Origin of the sequence: Mycolicibacterium sediminis (assembly GCF_010731735.1) — a bacterium.
In the GTDB taxonomy this organism is placed as follows: domain Bacteria; phylum Actinomycetota; class Actinomycetes; order Mycobacteriales; family Mycobacteriaceae; genus Mycobacterium; species Mycobacterium sediminis.
On sequence record NZ_AP022588.1, the window covers coordinates 4096583 to 4113894 of the forward strand.

Below are 17312 nucleotides of genomic sequence, written 5' to 3' on the forward strand. Positions count from 1 at the left end.
TCACGGAGAGCGAAAGGCTGGCTGATCGGAGCGGGGGGTGGCATCGTTCAGGTCGATGCGGGTGTGGCCGAGTGGCTAGGCACCGGCCTGCAAAGCCGTTCACACGGGTTCGAATCCCGTCACTCGCTCGCATCGCGCGTAGATGGGCACCGTTTCGGCGGTGCCCATCCTGCGTCGTGGGGGGTCTAGCCGGCGGGCGCGGGAGCCGCGGACGGCGGCGGTCCCGGCGCGGTGGCGCCCGGGTTGATCTGGCCGCCGAGGATGCTCAGCAGCGGACCCAGGGCGCCCGGCGGGAGTCCGCTGGGACCCTTGCAGTCGACCTGCGAGCAGTCGGTCATCTCCCAGGACTGGCAGTCACTGGTGCGGAACGTCGTGTCGGTGGGGTCGATGGTGACCACCGGTGACTTCTTGGTCAGCCCGTTGTCGACCATCGTGTCGCCGTTGAGGCGCTTCCAGTAGCAGGCGCTGCCGTCGAGTGGGCCCGCCGACTTGTACACGCCCGGTGCGATGTCGACGCCCACCGTGTAGGTGCCGTCGCCGTCGATCGTCGTCTTGGGCGCGGGAGGCGGAGTGGGAGCGGGTGTCGGCTCGGCGTTGGCGACCGCGGCACCCGCCCACAGACCGGCGACTGCCAGCGCACCGGCGACCGCTGCCTTCATGGACGACATGCCGCCCAGCTTAGCTGGCCTAACCACCAAAGCGAACCGGCGTTCGCCGTGAGCTTGCTCATCGGGGGGCCGTGCGACCGCGGCGGGGTCCGGGTGCGGCATGATGCCCGCCGTGACCTACTCATGGCCATCGCTGGCCGACGTGATCACCACACTGCAGGTCCGGCAGATCGGTGACGAACACTTCACGGCCGCGCAGATGGACAACCCGGCCCACCACATCGTCGGCGGGCACATCGCCGGCCAGGCGCTGATGGCGGCCGGCAAGACCACGCCGGGCCGGCTGCCGCACAGCCTGCACGTCTACTACCTGCGCGCCGGCGACGCCCGCCGTCCGGTCGACTTCCACGTCGTCCGATCCCGCGACGGCGGGACGCTGTCCACCCGCAAGATCACGGCGAGCCAGGACGGCGAGGTGCTGCTCGAGGCACTCGTCTCGTTCAGTACCGCGGTCGGTGGCGGCGAGCACCAGAGCCCGATGCCCACGGTTCCCGACCCGGAGGCCCTACCGCCCGTGCAGGATCAGCTGGGCAGCTACTCGGACGAGCTGGGCGGCTACTGGGTGCAGCCGAAGCCGTTCGATCTCCGCTACGTCGATCCTCCGCCGCGGCTCGCGCTCGACTTCCCCGAACCGTCGCCACGGATCCGAATGTGGTGGAAGCCGGTCGACTCGGTGGCCGCCGACCCCGTTCTGCACAGCTCCCTGCTGACCTACCTGTCGGGCACGACGATGCTCGAGACGGCGCTCGTCATGCGCCGGGCGACGGCGGTCAGCACCTTCAACGCGCTGATCGACCACGCGCTGTGGTTCCACCGGCCCGTCGACCTCTCCGACTGGGTGCTGTCGGATCAATACTCGCCGAGCGGGATCGACGGTAGGGGACTCGCCACGTCCACCATGTACAACCGCTCGGGCCAGCTGGTGTGCATCGCGACCCAGGAGTTGTACTTCGGCCGCGGGTGACGCTGGGCGGCGCTAGCCGTCGTCGGGCAGCACGGATCTGCCGTCCCAGCGCTTGATGCCAGGCACGACGACGTCGAGGAGTTCCAGGGCACGGCTCACCGTCTGGTCGACGATGTCCTCGATCGACGTCGGCATGGCATAGAAGGCGGGGACAGGCGGCATGACGATGGCGCCGTTGGCCGTCGCCCGCGCCATCAGATCGATGTGTCCGGCGTGAAACGGCGTCTCGCGCAACAGGAGAACGACCCGTCGGCGCTCCTTGAGGCAGACGTCGGCGGCACGGACCACCAGTTCGTCGCCGTAGCTGTTCGCGATCCCGCTGAGCGTCTTCACCGAGCAGGGTGCCACCAGCATGCCCGCGGTCACGAACGATCCCGACGACACCGCGGCCCCGATGTCCCGCGGGTGATGGAGGTGGTCGGCGAGGTCGCGGATGTCGTCGGGGCGGTAGTCGGTCTCGTGGGCGATCGTCCGCTGTGCCGACGGGGTGACGATGGCATGGGTCTCGACGTCGTCGAGCTTCTTGAGCAGCTCGAGGGTGCGGATGCCGTAGATCGCGCCCGACGCTCCCGTGATACCCACGATGACGCGCCTCACCGCGACGCTCCGTCACCGAGTGCCGCTGCCGCGCGGGCGATCACGTCGACCGCCGCCTGCTCGTCGGCCAACGGGTCCGACGTGCCGAGTACCCGCACGATGGCGGCGGTGACCCGCTCGGACGCCGTCGTGCCGGCAGGGGAGTCGACGACGGCGGTCAGGCCCTCGGCGATGACCCCCAGCCGCTCGAGTTCGATCATCTCCGCCTCCAGTTCGACGTCCTTGATGCGGGCGCGCAACGCGGCGCTGGGCGGGTGGTCGGGCCCGCCGGTCAGCCGGCGGCGCACCCGTCGCAGCGGCACGACCACCTCGTCCTGCCAGGGTTTGACGTCGGCGGCCGCGTCGTCGAGTTCGGCCTGGGTCGGGACGCGCCCTCCGTGAACGCCGACGAAGGCTGCCAAGAGAACGACATTCACGTCGACGGCGCACCGGTCCTGCAGCAGCACGCACGCCGACGAGACTCCCGGAGCGCCGTAGAGGTCGAGGACGAAGCGGGTGAATCCGACGTCATCGCTCACGGGGCACGTGGCGGGTGCCACCCCTTGCCACCGTGATCTTGGCACGGTACATCTTGTAGTCACTCGCCACCTTCACGCAGAGAGTATGGGGCATCCCACCATGGCGTTCCAGGATTTCCGCGAGTTTCTCGACGAGCTGCGGGCCCAGGGCGAACTGATCGACGTCGACCGCCCCGTCGCGCTGGAACTGGACGTGGCCAAGGCGATGCGCAAGAGCGCGTCGGTCGCCGGCCCGGCGGTCGTGTTCACCGACAACGGCACCGAATTCCCGTTGGTGGGAGGCGTCTACAACTCGCGCGCCAAGGCGCTCATCGCCTACGAGAGCGACGAGGCGGGCGTCATGCAGCGCATCCTCGACGGGCTGAGCCGTCGGATCGCGCCCGTCGTGATCACCGACGCACCGGTGCACGAGAACGTCGTCCTGGGCGACGACATCGACCTCACGACGCTGCCGGTGCCGAGGTACAGCCCCGACGACGGCGGGCCGTACATCACGCCGGGGATCGTAGTCAGCCGTGATCCGCTGACGGGTGTCCCCGACCTCGGCCACTACCGCTTCGAGATCATCGACGCGCACACGCTGTCGTTCATGGCGCAGCCCTTCCACCGGTTCGGGAAGAACATGGCCAAGGCGGTCGCGCGGGGGGACAAGACGTTTCGGGCGGCGCTGGTCATCGGCGTCGATCCCATGCTCGCCTACACCGGTCCGATCCAGGTGCCCGACGACACCGACGACTTCGAGGTGGCCGGTGGGCTCCGCGGGTCCGCGGTCGAGTTGGTGAAGTGCCGGACGATCGACCTCGAGGTCCCCGCGCATGCCGAGTTCGTCATCGAGTTCGAGGTGGACTTCGGCACGACGGTGATGGAGGGTCCGCTGGGCGAGTACACCGGGTACTACACGCCTGCATCGATGAAGCCCATTGCGCGGCCCACGGCGCTCACCCACCGCAACGGCGCCTACTTCCAGGCGCTGCTCACCGGTGTCCCGCCCACCGAGAACCACACGCTCAAGCAGTTGGCGTTCGAGGCGTCGTTCCTGCAGATGATGCGCCTGCAGTTCCCGACCATCGAGAGGGTCGCCATCCCGCAGTCCGGCGGGGTGTCGTTCTACGTCGTGATCGCGATGCGCCCCCGGTACGCGGGGGAGGCCCGTGCGGCGATCCTCGCGGCGATGGGCACCAACGTGCGACCGAAGACCGTGATCGTCGTGGACCCGGACATCGACGTCCAGGATTCGGAGCAGGTCGAGTGGGCGGTGTCGTTCCGCAGCCAGCCCGCGCGGGACGTGATCCTCGTCGACGGGCTCGGCGCCGGCCCCCTCGATCCGTCGATCGACGAGTCGATCCCGCTGGATCGGCGGACCGGCTCGGCGCTGGGCATCGATGCCACCTACCCGTACGGCACCGTGATCAAGGTGGCCGGTGACGCGTGCGGACCCTCGGTCGCCGAGCACGGGCTGGAGTTCGTCGAGGTCGCCGACGTTCCCGGCTGGCGGGACTACGACTTTCCAGAACTCGACGACCGCTAGGAGCCGACATGCCCGAGATCGACCACGAGATCAAGGTCTCCGCTTCGCCCGAGGAGGTGTTCGCCGCGCTGAGCACCCTGGACGGGGTGAAGGGGTGGCACACCCCCAACACGACGGGCACCGGCGAGGTGGGCAGCGAGTGGGTGTTCGCCTACTCCGGACACCCCGAATTCGGCTGGGAGGTCGTCACATCCGACCCGACCACCCAGGTCGAGTGGCGGTGCACCCGCGGCCCCGGTGATTCGGTCGGCACCACGGCGACGTTCACCGTCGCACCCACCGAGGGCCGCACCCTCGTCGAGCTTCGGCACGGCGGCTGGCCCGGCACGCACGGGAACTTCCGCAAGTGCAACACGACGTGGGGCGTACTCCTGCACCATCTGCGCGACTACGTCGAAACCGGCCAGCCGGCAACCGCTTTCGAATGAGAGGCGCACCATGCCCCAGCAGAGTCTGAGCGACTTCGTCGACGACATGGAGAAGGCAGGCCTGCTGGTCCGCGTCAAAGAGGAGAAGCGGGTCGACGAACTGCCCGCGGTGATGGAGGCGCACCCCCTCACCGCGGTGCTGGTCGAGAAGGTCACCGACTGTGAATTCCAGTTCCTGGCCAACGCCTACTCGAACCAGGACCAGACCGCCTGGGCACTCGGCTGCGACAAGAGCGAGACCGGGCGTCGCATGGTCGAACTCGGGAAGGGCCGCATCAAGCCCGAGGTGGTCGACACCGCGCCGTGCAAGGAGGTGATCCTCACTGGCGACGACGTCGACCTGACCCGGCTGCCGCTCTTCCTGCACCACGACCGGGACGGGCACGCCTACACCAACGACAACCTGGTGGTCACCAAGCACCCCGACACCGGCGTCTACGACTGGGGCATCTACCGCAGCATGTTCCGGACGAAGAACGAGAAGATGTTCGACATGACGTGCACGTCGCACCGCGCACGTCTCAATGCGCAAGCGGCACAGGCCAAGGGGCAGGACCTGGAACTCGCCATCGTCCTCGGCGGACCCCTGGTGGACAAGGTCGCCGCGCTGACCGGCGTCCCGCCCGGCACCGACGACTTCGAGGTGCTCGGCAACTTCTACGGGCACCCCGCTCGACTGGTGAAGTGCGAGACCATCGACCTCCTCGTGCCCGCGAACGCCGAGATCGTGATCGAGTGCGTGCTCATGGCGACCGAGGGGCTGACCCACGACGAGGGCCCCTACGGGGAGTTCACCGGGATGTACGGCGGAGGCATCAAGGCCAACTTCCGTGCGGTGGTGACGGCCATGACGTTCCGCAAGGGCGGCATATTCCAGCACGCCACGATCGGCGGCACCCACCCCTGGTACACGGACAACATGCTTCAGCTGCCGATGATCGAGTCCGACCTCTACGGCGGGCTGGCGATGGCGGGGATCGACGTGAAGGAGGTGCGGGCGCCGCTGGGCGGGCTGTCGAACATCGCCTACGCCAAGATCAAGCCCCGCGGAGCTGGAGACTCGAAGCAGGCCCTCGGCGTGATGCTGACGTGTTCCAAGCAGGGGCTGCCGAAGATCGCCATGGTGTTCGACGAGGACGTCGACATCTGGGACGACAACGCGGTCCAGTTCGCGATGGCGTTCCGCTACATGCCGCACCTGGACACGGTCACCATTCCGAACGGGAACACGATGACCGTCGACCCGATGATCGCCGAGGACGCGCCACCGGGCACCGCGTCGAAGATCGGGCTCGACTGCACCATCCCCATCAGTCCGAAGTTCGTCCGGTCCCACTTCGACCGGAGCACGGTCTTCGAACTGGGGGACCCGCCGTCCGACGTCGTGGTGATGTCGGAGGACGAATTGACCGCGGACATGGCGGACTTCATCCGGGCCGCACCCAGGACGTGGAAGGAGATCCTGCAGCGGTTCAACGGGCAGTCGTATCGCACGGTGTACGGAGCGTTCAGCAATCTGCGCCACCAGCTCGGCCGTTGCGACGACGAGCCGTGGTACCGCTATACGTTCTCCGACACCGACTTTGCGGTGGAGGTGGCCGACACCGAGCCGCACAACTTCGACCCCCGTCACCGCGAGTGACGACGTTGCCCATCGAATCTCGTTGACGGCCACGATGATTCCTGGCGGGCGGTTACGACGGATGGCCCAGGTCACGTCCGCCCTGGTGCTGCGACGTCGGTCGAGCCACCCGACACGGGTACCGTTCGTCACCAACGAGCGAGTCCGGCCTGCGTGCCGGTTACCATCAGTGCCGGTAGAACGCCCGCCATCCGGGCGAATCAGCCCGCGTCCAGTGGGTAACGGGTTAGGGTCTCGGATGGCGTTGGAATCGATACTTGGAGGGCATGCATGAGCGGCTACACCACCGTGGTTGTCGGAACGGACGGCTCGGATTCGTCGCTGCGCGCAGTGGACCGCGCGGGCTCCATCGCCGCGGGTTCCGGCGCCAAGCTGATCGTCACCACCGCCTACTTCCCGCAGAGCGAAGATCAGCGGGCGGCCGACGTCCTCAAGGACGAGGGCTACAAGATGTCCGGCAACGCGCCGATCTACGCCATCCTCCGTGAGGCCCGGGACCGCGCACACGCGGCCGGCGCCGAGAACGTCGAGGAGCGGGCCATCGTCGGTGCTCCCGTCGACGCCCTGGTCGAACTCGCCGGAGAGGTCAAGGCCGATCTGCTGGTCGTCGGCAACGTCGGCCTGAGCACGATCGCCGGACGCCTGCTCGGTTCGGTTCCCGCCAACGTGGCTCGCCGGTCCAAGACCGACGTGCTCATCGTCCACACGTCGTAGTCCCGAGCCGGGTTACCAGCCCATCGAGCCCGGGATGCCCTTGAACGGGCCGGTGACCCAGCTCGTCACCCAGCCGCCGTAGAACCCGCCCGGCTGGGGCTGGACCCGTTCGCCGTTCACGGTGCACCCGTCCGTCTGCGCCGCCATCACGGCGATCGCACCCGCGATGGGCGTGAAACCTCGCGTCGGTGAGTGATAGGTCCAGGCCGCTCGCTGCGCGGTCCGGCGGTCGGTGACCAGGTCGTAGTAGCTGGCCTGGCCCTTCCACTCACACCACGACGAGCCGTCGGCGTCCCGCAGCACGCCCGGACGGAACGCCGACGACGGCACGTAGTACGTCGGGGGGTGGCTGGTCTCGAGCACCCGCCAGCCGTGGTCGGTCGAGGCGATCGTCTCGCCGCCGAGGTCGATCGTGATCGAGCCGCGGAACTCCTCCAGCCGTGGCGGCCGGGGATAGTCCCACACCGACTCCTGTCCGGGGCCGGGCTTGTCGGGAGTCGGCCAGGGGCTCATACCGCACCGCGCATCGTCATCGCTCCAGTGTGAATCCCACGACGCCTGGCGGCGCTCGTGGTCGTCAGCGTCCCACTCGTCGCCCGGTCCATGCTCACCAGCCCCGCTCGCGCCACTCGGCGAGGTGCGGCCGTTCGGCGCCGAGCGTGGTGTCGTCACCGTGGCCCGGGTACACGACCGTCGAGTCGGGATAGACGTCGAACACCTTGGCGGTGACGTCGTCCAGCAGACGCTCGAAGTCCCCGTCGCGCCAGGTCTTGCCGACGCCCCCGGGGAAGAGGCAGTCGCCGGTGAACAGGTGGACGGCGCCGTCGGTGGCCGGCCCGGTCAGTGCCAGCGCGACCGAACCCTCGGTGTGCCCCCGAAGGTGGATGACGTCGAGGCGGAGATCGCCGATCTCGACGGTGTCGCCGTCGGCCAGGGTGCGGTCGGGCGTCACGGGCAGCGGTTCGGCATCGAGCGCGTGGGCGGCGGTCGGCGCCCCGGTCTTGGCGACCACGTCGTCGAGGGCGACCCAGTGGTCGGGGTGCTGGTGACTCGTCACGATGAGGGCGAGCCGGGGCGCGTACCGTTCGATGAGGTCGAGGAGGACGGGCGCATCGTTGGCCGCGTCGATGAGTAGCGACTCGCCGGTCTGGGAACACATGACCAGGTAGGAGTTGTTGTCCATCTGGCCCACCGACGTCTTGACGATGGTGGCGCCGGGCAGCGTGCGACGGGCAGCGGTTCCGGGATCGACGTGTCCGGTGTAGTCGTCGGTGACGGCAGTCATGTCCGCCACGGTAGCGGGCTCGACCGGGACGTGTCGGTGGGTGGACATAGCATGTGCGCGGACAGCTTTCTGGCCGTGCGGGACGTCATGAGAATCAGGAGAATCATCAGTTGGCCGACCGCCTGATCGTCAAGGGTGCACGCGAGCACAACCTGCGTGGAATCGACCTGGACCTGCCGCGGGACGCGATGATCGTCTTCACCGGCCTGTCCGGATCGGGCAAGTCATCGCTGGCATTCGACACCATCTTCGCCGAGGGTCAGCGCCGCTACGTGGAGTCGCTGTCGGCCTACGCCCGGCAGTTCCTCGGCCAGATGGACAAGCCCGACGTCGACTTCATCGAGGGCCTGTCGCCCGCGGTGTCGATCGACCAGAAGTCCACCAACCGCAACCCGCGCTCGACCGTCGGCACCATCACCGAGGTCTACGACTACCTGCGCCTGCTCTACGCCCGCGCGGGCACCCCGCACTGCCCGTTCTGCGGCGAGCGGATCGCGCGGCAGACGCCGCAGCAGATCGTCGACCAGGTCCTCGCGATGGAGGAGGGCACCCGGTTCCAGGTGCTCGCGCCCGTCGTCCGCACCCGCAAGGGCGAGTTCGTCGACCTGTTCGACAAGCTCAACACCCAGGGCTACAGCCGCGTGCGGGTCGACGGCGTCGTGCATCCCCTGACCGACCCGCCGAAGCTGAAGAAGCAGGAGAAGCACGACATCGAGGTGGTGGTCGACCGCCTCACCGTGAAGGCCTCGTCCAAGCAGCGCCTCACCGACTCCGTCGAGACGGCCCTCGGGCTCGCCGACGGCATCGTCGTCCTGGAGTTCGTCGACCAGGAGGAGGACACCCCGCAGCGTGAGCAGCGGTTCTCCGAGAAGCTGGCGTGCCCGAACGGCCATCCGCTCGCGGTCGACGACCTCGAGCCCCGCTCGTTCTCGTTCAACTCGCCCTACGGCGCCTGTCCCGAATGCACCGGCCTGGGCATCCGCAAGGAGGTCGACCCCGAACTGGTGGTGCCGGACGGGGAGTTGACGCTCGGCGAGGGCGCCATCGCCCCCTGGTCGATGGGGCAGTCCGCGGAGTACTTCACCCGCATGCTGGCCGGCCTCGGGGATGCTCTCGGGTTCGACATGAAGACGCCGTGGAACAAGCTTCCCGCCAAGGCGCGCAAGGCGATCCTCGAGGGTTGCGACGAGCAGGTGCACGTCCGGTACAAGAACCGGTACGGCCGGACCCGCTCGTACTACGCCGACTTCGAGGGCGTCATGGCGTTCCTCCAGCGCCGCATGGAGCAGACCGAGTCCGAGCAGATGAAGGAACGGTACGAGGGCTTCATGCGCGACGTCCCGTGCCCCGTCTGTCAGGGCACCCGACTGAAGCCCGAGATCCTCGCGGTGTCGCTGACGGCGGGCGAATTCGGCGCCAAGTCCATCGCCCAGGTCTGCGAGCTGTCGATCGCCGACTGCTCCCGCTTCCTGAACGCGCTGACGCTCGGGAGCCGCGAGACCGCGATCGCCGGGCAGGTGCTCAAGGAGGTCCAGTCACGTCTGGGCTTCCTGCTCGACGTCGGGCTCGACTACCTCTCGCTGTCGCGCGCGGCCGGCACGCTGTCCGGCGGCGAGGCGCAGCGCATCCGGCTGGCGACGCAGATCGGTTCCGGCCTGGTGGGCGTGCTCTACGTCCTCGACGAGCCGTCGATCGGCCTGCACCAGCGCGACAACCGGCGGCTCATCGAGACGCTGGTGCGCCTGCGCAACCTCGGCAACACGCTGATCGTCGTCGAACACGACCTCGACACCATCGCCCACGCGGACTGGGTGGTCGACATCGGACCGGCGGCGGGCGAGCACGGCGGCAACATCGTGCACAGCGGCACCTACCGGGACCTGCTGAAGAATCGCGACTCGATCACCGGCGCCTATCTGTCCGGCCGGGAGAGCATCGCGGTCCCCGAGATCCGCCGACCGATCGACCGCAAGCGGCAGGTCACCGTGGTGGGGGCGCGCGAGCACAACCTGCACGACGTCGACGTGTCGTTCCCGCTGGGCGTACTGACCTCCGTGACCGGGGTGTCCGGGTCGGGCAAGTCGACGCTGGTCAACGACATCCTGGCGACGGTCATGGCGAACAAGCTCAACGGCGCCCGCCAGGTGCCGGGCAGGCACACCAGGATCAACGGGCTCGATCAGCTCGACAAGCTGGTGCGCGTCGACCAGTCGCCGATCGGCCGAACCCCCCGCTCGAATGCGGCCACCTACACCGGAGTGTTCGACAAGATCCGGACGTTGTTCGCGGCGACCACCGAGGCGAAGGTGCGCGGCTATCAGCCCGGCCGGTTCTCGTTCAACGTCAAGGGCGGCCGGTGCGAGGCGTGTTCCGGTGACGGCACTCTCAAGATCGAGATGAACTTCCTGCCGGACGTGTACGTGCCGTGCGAGGTGTGTCACGGCGCCCGGTACAACCGCGAGACACTCGAGGTGCACTACAAGGGCAAGACCATCGCCGAGGTGCTGGACATGTCGATCGAGGAGGCGACGGGTTTCTTCGAGCCGATCTCGTCGATCCACCGCTACCTCAAGACCCTGGTCGACGTCGGCCTCGGCTACGTCCGTCTGGGGCAGCCGGCACCGACGCTGTCCGGCGGCGAGGCCCAGCGCGTGAAGTTGGCCGCCGAACTGCAGAAGCGCTCGATGGGACGCACCGTGTACATCCTCGACGAGCCGACCACCGGCCTGCACTTCGAGGACATCCGCAAGCTGCTCAAGGTGATCAACGGTCTGGTGGACAAGGGCAACACCGTCATCGTCATCGAGCACAACCTCGACGTCATCAAGACCTCGGACTGGATCGTGGACATGGGCCCCGAGGGCGGTTCGGGCGGCGGCACCGTCGTGGCGACCGGGACGCCCGAGGACATCGCGGCGAACCCCGACAGCTACACCGGTCACTACCTCGCCGAGTTGCTTCCCGTCGCGGCGGCTCCGGTCAAGAAGCCGCGCAAGGTGAAGGTCAGCGCCTAACCGATCGTCCGCGTCAGGGGGGACGGGAAGCGGGGCTTGATCCGCGTGCCCGCAAGCCATTCCGTCAACGCGGTGGCCCTGCGGTTCAGCGCGGCGGTCGGCTCGTCGCCGAGGTCCTCGGCGAGTGCGAGGACGACGCGCCCGTCCTCGTCCTGACCCCACGCGCCGACCACGCGTCCGTTCCACCACGCCGTCGGCCCGGCATTGCCGTTGCGGTCGAACGCCCGATCGCGATGCTCCCCGAGGTACCACCCCCGGTCCTGCCAGCCCATCGTCGTGACGTCCAGTCCGGGCAGCAGCGCCGCCCACGGTTCGGTGTCCGGCTCCGGCTCGAGGTCGTCGGGCAGCACGTATCCGGGCGCGTCGACGCCCTCCAGCTCGACCGGGACGGCGCCGACGTCCCGCAAACCGTCCCGTGCCCACGTCAGCGTGTGACCGAACCACCACTTGACGTCGAGTTTGGTCGCCGGCCCGAACGTGCGCAGCCACCGGGTGATCAGCGTGGCCCGCGCGTCGGCGGGCGGAACGGGCGCGCCGGGGGAGCCGAGCCACTCCGAGGTGGTCAGCCACCTAGGACGCGACGTCGTCCACGTTCCCTCGTTCGGTCCGCGGACCAGGTCGCCCCGCACGCCCATCACGGTCATCACCCGTGGCGACACGGGACCGATTCCGCCCCAGGTCTTTCCGGGCGCCGGGTCGTACGTGCCCGCCAACTCGGGGAGCGCGGCTCGCAGCTCGCGCGCCGTCGCATGGCGGTGTTCGGCGAGGTGAGCCAGTACCGCGGCGGCGGCGGCCTCCAGCCAGGCGTCACCGTCGGTGGCGATGCCGGCCTTGACGAGATCGCCGACGAGCCGCCTGTGCTCGGTGGCGGCGACGCGATCGCTCGCGGCGGCCTGGACGGCGGGAAGATCGGTCACGTCGACCACCCACAGCGTCCGCCGCATGGCGAGATGCTTGACCACCGTTCGCGCCTCGTAGAGCGCGGTGTCCAGATCGGTCACGCCGAAGTCGGGAACCCTGGCCCACAGGCTCAGGTACGGCGTCGCCGGATCGGTGGCGTGCAGCCCGACGAAGCGCCGCGCGACGTCTGCGGCCGACTCTGCCGACTGGTCGGACGAAGCCAGGAGATGCCGTCGCCCGAGCCGGGCCCGCCTCTCGGCGGTCGTGAAGCGCCGCACCTCAGGAGTCGTCGGCGGACTTCATCGACGCGCGGATCTGCGCCAAGCGGTCGGCGGCAGCCTTCTGACGGGCCTCGTACTGCTCGTCGGCGCTGCGGCCCTCGGGTGTCTCGGCGGCCAGTTCCGCGGCGCCCATCGCGGTGCCGAAACGGCCCTCGATCTTCTCGCGGACGGAGTCGAACGTCGGCACACCCGCGGCGGTGTAGCCGGTGTCCATGGGCGGCGTGGCGACGGGCCCGGCCGTGACGTCGACCGTCGGGGTGCCGGGGTGGACCTCGTCTGCGGACACCACTTCCGCGTCCAGCACCTCGTCGAGGTGCGGCTCGTCGGCGGGCTGGTCGACGGGGTCGGTGTCGGGCACATGGTCACCGTACCGCGCCGGATTGTTGGGATCGGTAGCGATTCCGGGCTCGTGTACTTGCTTCACGACGACGCCAATGGGGCGACGTGTTGTGAAGGAGCGTCAGATGAACACGAGCACTCAGCGAATCGGCACCGCGACGATCGGCCTGATTGCAGCAGCGCTGCTACTGGTCGGGTGCTCCGACGACAAGGGCGAGGCGCCCGCCGCCGCGGCGGGCACCGGCACCAGCAGCTCGAGCGGTGGCACCGAGGTCAAGGTCGAGGGCCAGAACCTCGCCGGCCTCGACCTCAAGTCGGTCACCTGCGTCAAGCAGGCCGGCAAGATCAACATCGCGAGCGCGCCGATCGGCGGCGGCGCCCAGGGATTGGGCGTGGTGATGACCGACGCGGCCACGCCGAAGGTCGAGTCGCTCGGGCTGGTCGTGGACGGCAGTGCCCTGGCGGTGTCCGAGATGGGCGGCATGAAGACCGGCAGCGCAAGCGTCTCGGTCGACGGGAACAGCTACACCATCACGGGTGACGCGCAGGGCGCCGACATGAACAACCCGATGGCGGGGATGGTGACGAAGAAGTTCGAGATCAAGGTGACCTGCTCCTGACCGACGGTCACATCGGCGGCGGACGCGCTCGACGCGTCCGCCGCCTTCGGCCGTCGACCTGCGCTGACCAGCCCTCCGGTGAACTGCCCGCGCACTATGCTTGCGCGGTGTCGATCGTCGACGACCTCGATCGGGCCCGCCACCTCGCGCTGGCGGCCGACGAGACGGCGGCCAAGGAACTCCTCCTGTCGCTGATGCCCCGGATCGAGCAGGTCGACCGCGACGATCTGATGCTCGAGACGCTCGCGCAGCTCGGCGAGCTGTACCTGGTCAGGACGGCCTACGAGGGCACCCGCGAGGGCGTCCGCCGCATCCGGGAGTGCCTGGCCGTCTACGCGTCGATCCTGGCGGGCACGGCATCCGCCGACGTCCTCGACCACTGCACGATGACCACGCCGGACATCCGTCGGATGACGCGCCGCTACACCCGCCGGGCGCAGTGCCTCGACGTCGGGCTGGCGGCGGCGCTCGGCGACCACGAGGCCGCGGCGATCGGGTTGGCCGAACTCGACGGCATGGGGTCCGGCGACGGCGATGACGAGTTCGCCGACGAATTCCGCCTGTTGCGAACGCACGCGCGGATCAACTGTGCCCTGGCGCTGTGCGACGACGACCTGCACGTCCGCTCGGTGACGCTGTGGCAGTTCGTCATTCACCAGATCGACGAGAGCGCCGACGACGGTGAGGCATCGGACAACCTGTTCGTCGTCGGGGCGCTCGGCTACGCCAGGTACTGCATCGAGACCGGACGCCTCGACGACGCCGAGCCGTGGTTGCGGCGTGCCGGGGCGCGGGCCGCGGCGAGGAACTGGGATCTGGCCACGGCTCGCACCGGTCTCGAACGGGGTACCGCCTGCTGGGCCCGCGGCGATCAGATGGCCACCGAGCGGCTGATCAACGAGGCGTACCCCACGATCGCCACCTACGCCCGTGCCCACGACGTGTCGAGGTGCTGGCTCTACTTCGGACTGACCCGGATGGGCGCGGGTCTGCTGCAGGCCGCCGACGAGAGCTGGGAACACGCGGAGCGGCACTGGCGCGAACTGGGCAAGCCGCTGCACATTCACCGGATTCTGCTGCAGCGCAGCTGGATCGCGATCATCCGGGGTCGGTACGGGGACGCGCGGGACATGGTCGAGCAGGCGCGCGGCTGTCTCGACGAGTCTCCGCGCAGCAGCTGGGTCGCGTATGCCCGGCTCGACGACCACCTGGGCACGGTGTGGCGCGCCGACGCCCTCGCCGATCTCGGGTTCGACGGGGCGGGGGACCCGGACGACGACTGGGCCGCACTGGAGGCCCGGTACCGCACCTCGCTGGGCGCCACCCGGACCGAGCACGACGGTCCGGCGTTCGCGTCGGCGATGGAGAAGCTCTCGCGGGCGGCCGATCTGAAGCTGCCGGCAGCTCTGGCCGTCGACTCCGTGCGCTACTCGATCTCCGACCCGGAGGCCAGGGCGAGATGGGCGGAGGGCATCTCGGCGCCGCTGCTCGCGGGCGCCTTCGCCGTCTCGTGGGACTGGGAGAACACCGAACTCACCGGGGAGCTGATCGAATACCACAGCGCGCGCGGGACCTTCAGCGCCGACCGCGGCCAGTCCGACGCCGCCGAGTGGTCGCGCGTCACCACCGCGCCGGCGCCGCCCAGCGACGTCGACGAACTCGCGCTGGTCGCGTCGGGGCCGCCCGTCGACACCGGCCCGTCACTGATCCGGCTCGGTCCGCTCCCGCCGCTCGCGATGGACCCGACGGGAGCGCCGGTGCTCGCCCGCTACCGGCGTCTCGCCCTGGAGCGCTACGGCCAGCACGTCACGACCGACGAGACCGCCTGGTCCACGTGGCCGTGAGCCGCCCGACCCTGGTCCTGCGGCTGGCCGACGTCGGCCGCGCCACCTACGGCAGCCTGCGCGTCGTCGGCGACCCGTCCCGGACCGTCACGTGGGTGATCGAGGAGCCGCTGCTGCTCGCCGCGCTCGCCGAACTACGCGACGCGCTGCCCGAGCCGGTTGCCGAGGAATCGGTCGGCGACGCACTCCGTCGGGCACTCGTTCGCGGCCCGCTCGCCACGCGCTCGACCGAGCACGTCCTCGCCTACCGCCTCGGCGTCCTGCTCCTGTCCGACGGGTGCTGGCGCCTTCTGGCCGAGTTCGCCCCAGACCCGCGTGCGGTGGTGTTCGTGTCGCCGAGCGCCCGGCTGGCGCGTGTGCCGTGGGGTCTGCTCGCGTGGCCGCTGCTGCGCCCCGAGGCGGACTCGATGGTGCGGGCCCGCGTCGCAGCGGTCACCGTCGAGGGCACGTCGGCGGCACGGATACCGTGGCCCGAGGCCGAACCGTCCGACCTCGCCGACGGCCGTCGTCTGCTCGACCTGGTGGACGTGTTGATGTCGGTGCCGGCCAACATCGCGAACGCAACCCGACCGCGCTGCGACTGGTCGGCGGCGGCCGACCGGCCACCCCTGCTCATCCTCGATCCGCGCGTCCCGGGGCAACGTGCCGACTCCTCACTCGGTTCGGTCCTGGGCCGGCCGCACCCGGACACCCCGGTGGCGCAGCACTTTTCACAGTCGATGTCGCGCGGACGGGTCCTTCCCGACGTGGGCAGCGCGGTGGAGTTGTTCCGGCGCACCGACGTCGACCGACGGTGGTTGGCCGCGATGCTCGCCGCACCACCCGGCCGCCTGCTCTACGTCGGGCACGCCACCGCGGCCGAGTCGGGAAGCGCGGACCGGTCCGCACTGCATCTCGCCGACGAGCAGCCGCTGACCGCCGGGGACGTGATGTCCCTGGCGCTGCCCATCCCTCCCCGGGTGGCGCTGCTCGCGTGCGCCTCTGGCGGGGACTATCGGTTCGACGAGGCCACCGGCCTGGTCGCCGCCATGGTGCTGGGCGGCGCGCAACTCGTCACCGCGACGCTGTGGTCGCTGCCGACGACGGCCGGGTACCGGCAGTTCACCGGCTCCGCCGCCGACCCGATGTCGGACGTCGTCGTCGCGATCGACCGGGCACACCAGGACGTCGAGGCCGGCGGCGCGATCAATCGGTGGCAGCGCGACGAGCTGAACCGCTGGCGCAGCGGCGATCCGACTGCCAGCCCGCTGTACTGGGCGGCGATGGTCAGTTTCGCGGTCGACGGCGCGCGCTGACCGCTAGCCGCGTGGGACGCACACCGCGACCGCGGTCTCGTCGTCACTGCGGTAGTAGGCGTCGACGATGCTGCCGGGCGTCACCCTGCCGAGTGCGGACGACGGGACGAGTGCGGTCTCGTGGACCGGAAACTGCCCACCACCGGGTCGGCGGACCATCAGGTCGAGTTCGACCTCGCGGCGGTCGTCACGGATGGCGCCCGTCGCCCGCATGCCCGTGATGACGCCGGACGCCCTGGTGCCGTCCCGGACGAGGTCGATGCGCCCGTCGGTGACGGGAGCATCGGCATCGGCCGGAGCCCGGTCGAACGCCGCGCCGACGGCGACGACGTCGTCGGGCAGCGAGAGCTGCTCGCGCGCAGAGGGATCGAAGGACACCAGTAGGACGACGCCCGGTCGAAGGGCGGCCGTCACGGCGTCGTCGCCGCGCGCCAGCCGCCCCACGAACCGCTGGCCCGAGACGCTCTCGACCTCGACGACGATGGGGTCGGCGGTCGAGCGGACGGTCCCGATGCCGACCACGGGACGACGGTCGGGACGGACGCGCGGCCCGGCGTCGGAGGAGGGTGGCCGCCACCGATGGAGGGTGGCGACGGCGAGGGCGGCGAGGAGGGCGACGATCGACGAGGTGAGCAGCGCATTGGACACGGGCACCAGGGTCCCGCTGGCCCGTCG

17 protein-coding genes and 1 tRNA gene are annotated in these 17312 nt (G+C 69.7%); 10 read left to right on the forward strand and 8 right to left on the reverse strand.

What is annotated here, in order from left to right; genetic code table 11:
* Positions 1–57: 57 nt before the first annotated feature.
* Positions 58–128, forward strand: a tRNA-Cys gene (locus G6N64_RS19605).
* A gap of 57 nt (positions 129–185) precedes the next feature.
* Here the strand turns inward: G6N64_RS19605 and G6N64_RS19610 are convergent.
* Positions 186–668 (reverse strand): Rv1352/Rv1906c domain-containing protein, encoded by a 483-nt coding sequence (locus G6N64_RS19610; protein WP_163798950.1) that lies wholly within the window; start codon positions 666–668, stop codon positions 186–188.
* 103 nt (positions 669–771) lie between these two features.
* On the opposite strand from G6N64_RS19610, the gene G6N64_RS19615 reads away from it, so the two are divergent.
* Positions 772–1632: an acyl-CoA thioesterase gene (locus tag G6N64_RS19615; protein WP_246230714.1), complete on the forward strand. Its 861-nt coding sequence runs from the start codon at positions 772–774 to the stop codon at positions 1630–1632.
* 12 nt (positions 1633–1644) lie between these two features.
* Here G6N64_RS19615 and G6N64_RS19620 read toward each other — a convergent pair whose 3' ends face one another.
* Together G6N64_RS19620 and G6N64_RS19625 are read right to left on the reverse strand one after the other, a co-directional pair.
* Positions 1645–2214 (reverse strand): UbiX family flavin prenyltransferase, encoded by a 570-nt coding sequence (locus G6N64_RS19620; RefSeq protein WP_246230715.1) that lies wholly within the window; start codon positions 2212–2214, stop codon positions 1645–1647.
* Between the two features lie 11 nt (positions 2215–2225).
* Positions 2226–2747: a TIGR02444 family protein gene (locus G6N64_RS19625; protein ID WP_163798957.1), complete on the reverse strand. Its 522-nt coding sequence runs from the start codon at positions 2745–2747 to the stop codon at positions 2226–2228.
* A 100-nt stretch (positions 2748–2847) separates the two neighbouring features.
* Between G6N64_RS19625 and G6N64_RS19630 the strand changes: the two genes are divergently transcribed.
* The 4 genes from G6N64_RS19630 to G6N64_RS19645 all read left to right on the forward strand — a co-directional run bounded on the left by G6N64_RS19630 (position 2848) and on the right by G6N64_RS19645 (position 7059).
* Complete coding sequence (locus G6N64_RS19630; RefSeq protein WP_163798959.1) at positions 2848–4275, forward strand: UbiD family decarboxylase; 1428 nt, start codon at positions 2848–2850, stop codon at positions 4273–4275.
* A gap of 8 nt (positions 4276–4283) precedes the next feature.
* Entirely contained in the window at positions 4284–4703 is a 420-nt protein-coding gene (locus G6N64_RS19635) for an SRPBCC family protein (RefSeq protein WP_163798961.1), read from the forward strand.
* Between the two features lie 10 nt (positions 4704–4713).
* Complete coding sequence (locus G6N64_RS19640; protein ID WP_163798962.1) at positions 4714–6345, forward strand: UbiD family decarboxylase; 1632 nt, start codon at positions 4714–4716, stop codon at positions 6343–6345.
* 270 nt (positions 6346–6615) lie between these two features.
* Positions 6616–7059: a universal stress protein gene (locus G6N64_RS19645; protein ID WP_163798964.1), complete on the forward strand. Its 444-nt coding sequence runs from the start codon at positions 6616–6618 to the stop codon at positions 7057–7059.
* 12 nt (positions 7060–7071) lie between these two features.
* Here G6N64_RS19645 and G6N64_RS19650 read toward each other — a convergent pair whose 3' ends face one another.
* Positions 7072–7572: a DUF427 domain-containing protein gene (locus G6N64_RS19650; protein WP_163798966.1), complete on the reverse strand. Its 501-nt coding sequence runs from the start codon at positions 7570–7572 to the stop codon at positions 7072–7074.
* A gap of 94 nt (positions 7573–7666) precedes the next feature.
* Entirely contained in the window at positions 7667–8344 is a 678-nt protein-coding gene (locus tag G6N64_RS19655; RefSeq protein WP_163798968.1) for an MBL fold metallo-hydrolase, read from the reverse strand.
* A 110-nt stretch (positions 8345–8454) separates the two neighbouring features.
* On the opposite strand from G6N64_RS19655, the gene uvrA reads away from it, so the two are divergent.
* On the forward strand, positions 8455–11358 hold the full coding sequence (gene uvrA / locus G6N64_RS19660) for an excinuclease ABC subunit UvrA (RefSeq protein WP_163798971.1): 2904 nt from the start codon (positions 8455–8457) through the stop codon (positions 11356–11358).
* Here the strand turns inward: uvrA and G6N64_RS19665 are convergent.
* Both G6N64_RS19665 and G6N64_RS30285 read right to left on the reverse strand, forming a co-directional pair.
* Positions 11355–12536 carry a winged helix DNA-binding domain-containing protein gene (locus G6N64_RS19665; RefSeq protein WP_163798972.1) on the reverse strand — a complete coding sequence of 394 codons (1182 nt, stop codon included), beginning with the start codon at positions 12534–12536 and terminating at the stop codon, positions 11355–11357. The genes uvrA and G6N64_RS19665 overlap by 4 nt on opposite strands.
* A 1-nt stretch (position 12537) precedes the next feature.
* Positions 12538–12897 carry a PspA/IM30 family protein gene (locus G6N64_RS30285; protein WP_174266847.1) on the reverse strand — a complete coding sequence of 120 codons (360 nt, stop codon included), beginning with the start codon at positions 12895–12897 and terminating at the stop codon, positions 12538–12540.
* Positions 12898–13003: 106 nt separating this feature from the next.
* Between G6N64_RS30285 and G6N64_RS19675 the strand changes: the two genes are divergently transcribed.
* From G6N64_RS19675 to G6N64_RS19680, 3 genes are all read left to right on the forward strand, one after another.
* Positions 13004–13498, forward strand: coding sequence for a lipoprotein LpqH (locus G6N64_RS19675; RefSeq protein ID WP_163798973.1), 495 nt, complete (start codon positions 13004–13006; stop codon positions 13496–13498).
* A gap of 107 nt (positions 13499–13605) precedes the next feature.
* On the forward strand, positions 13606–15342 hold the full coding sequence (locus tag G6N64_RS30290) for a serine/threonine-protein kinase (protein ID WP_246230716.1): 1737 nt from the start codon (positions 13606–13608) through the stop codon (positions 15340–15342).
* Entirely contained in the window at positions 15333–16637 is a 1305-nt protein-coding gene (locus G6N64_RS19680; protein ID WP_246230717.1) for a CHAT domain-containing protein, read from the forward strand. The genes G6N64_RS30290 and G6N64_RS19680 overlap by 10 nt, the downstream gene beginning before the upstream one ends.
* A gap of 3 nt (positions 16638–16640) precedes the next feature.
* Here the strand turns inward: G6N64_RS19680 and G6N64_RS19685 are convergent, their stop codons facing one another.
* Positions 16641–17285 carry a hypothetical protein gene (locus tag G6N64_RS19685; protein WP_163798977.1) on the reverse strand — a complete coding sequence of 215 codons (645 nt, stop codon included), beginning with the start codon at positions 17283–17285 and terminating at the stop codon, positions 16641–16643.
* Positions 17286–17312 lie beyond the last annotated feature (27 nt).

Bases quoted from the DNA above. Each gene is read 5' to 3' on its own strand.
- G6N64_RS19675 (WP_163798973.1), top strand. From the start codon at position 13,004: ATGAACACGAGCACTCAGCGAATCGGCACCGCGACGATCGGCCTGATT.
- G6N64_RS19640 (WP_163798962.1), top strand. From the start codon at position 4,714: ATGCCCCAGCAGAGTCTGAGCGACTTCGTCGACGACATGGAGAAGGCA.
- G6N64_RS19630 (WP_163798959.1), top strand. From the start codon at position 2,848: ATGGCGTTCCAGGATTTCCGCGAGTTTCTCGACGAGCTGCGGGCCCAG.
- G6N64_RS19655 (WP_163798968.1), bottom strand. From the start codon at position 8,344: ATGACTGCCGTCACCGACGACTACACCGGACACGTCGATCCCGGAACC.
- G6N64_RS19645 (WP_163798964.1), top strand. From the start codon at position 6,616: ATGAGCGGCTACACCACCGTGGTTGTCGGAACGGACGGCTCGGATTCG.
- G6N64_RS19635 (WP_163798961.1), top strand. From the start codon at position 4,284: ATGCCCGAGATCGACCACGAGATCAAGGTCTCCGCTTCGCCCGAGGAG.
- G6N64_RS19650 (WP_163798966.1), bottom strand. From the start codon at position 7,572: ATGAGCCCCTGGCCGACTCCCGACAAGCCCGGCCCCGGACAGGAGTCG.
- G6N64_RS19610 (WP_163798950.1), bottom strand. From the start codon at position 668: ATGTCGTCCATGAAGGCAGCGGTCGCCGGTGCGCTGGCAGTCGCCGGT.
- G6N64_RS19615 (WP_246230714.1), top strand. From the start codon at position 772: ATGCCCGCCGTGACCTACTCATGGCCATCGCTGGCCGACGTGATCACC.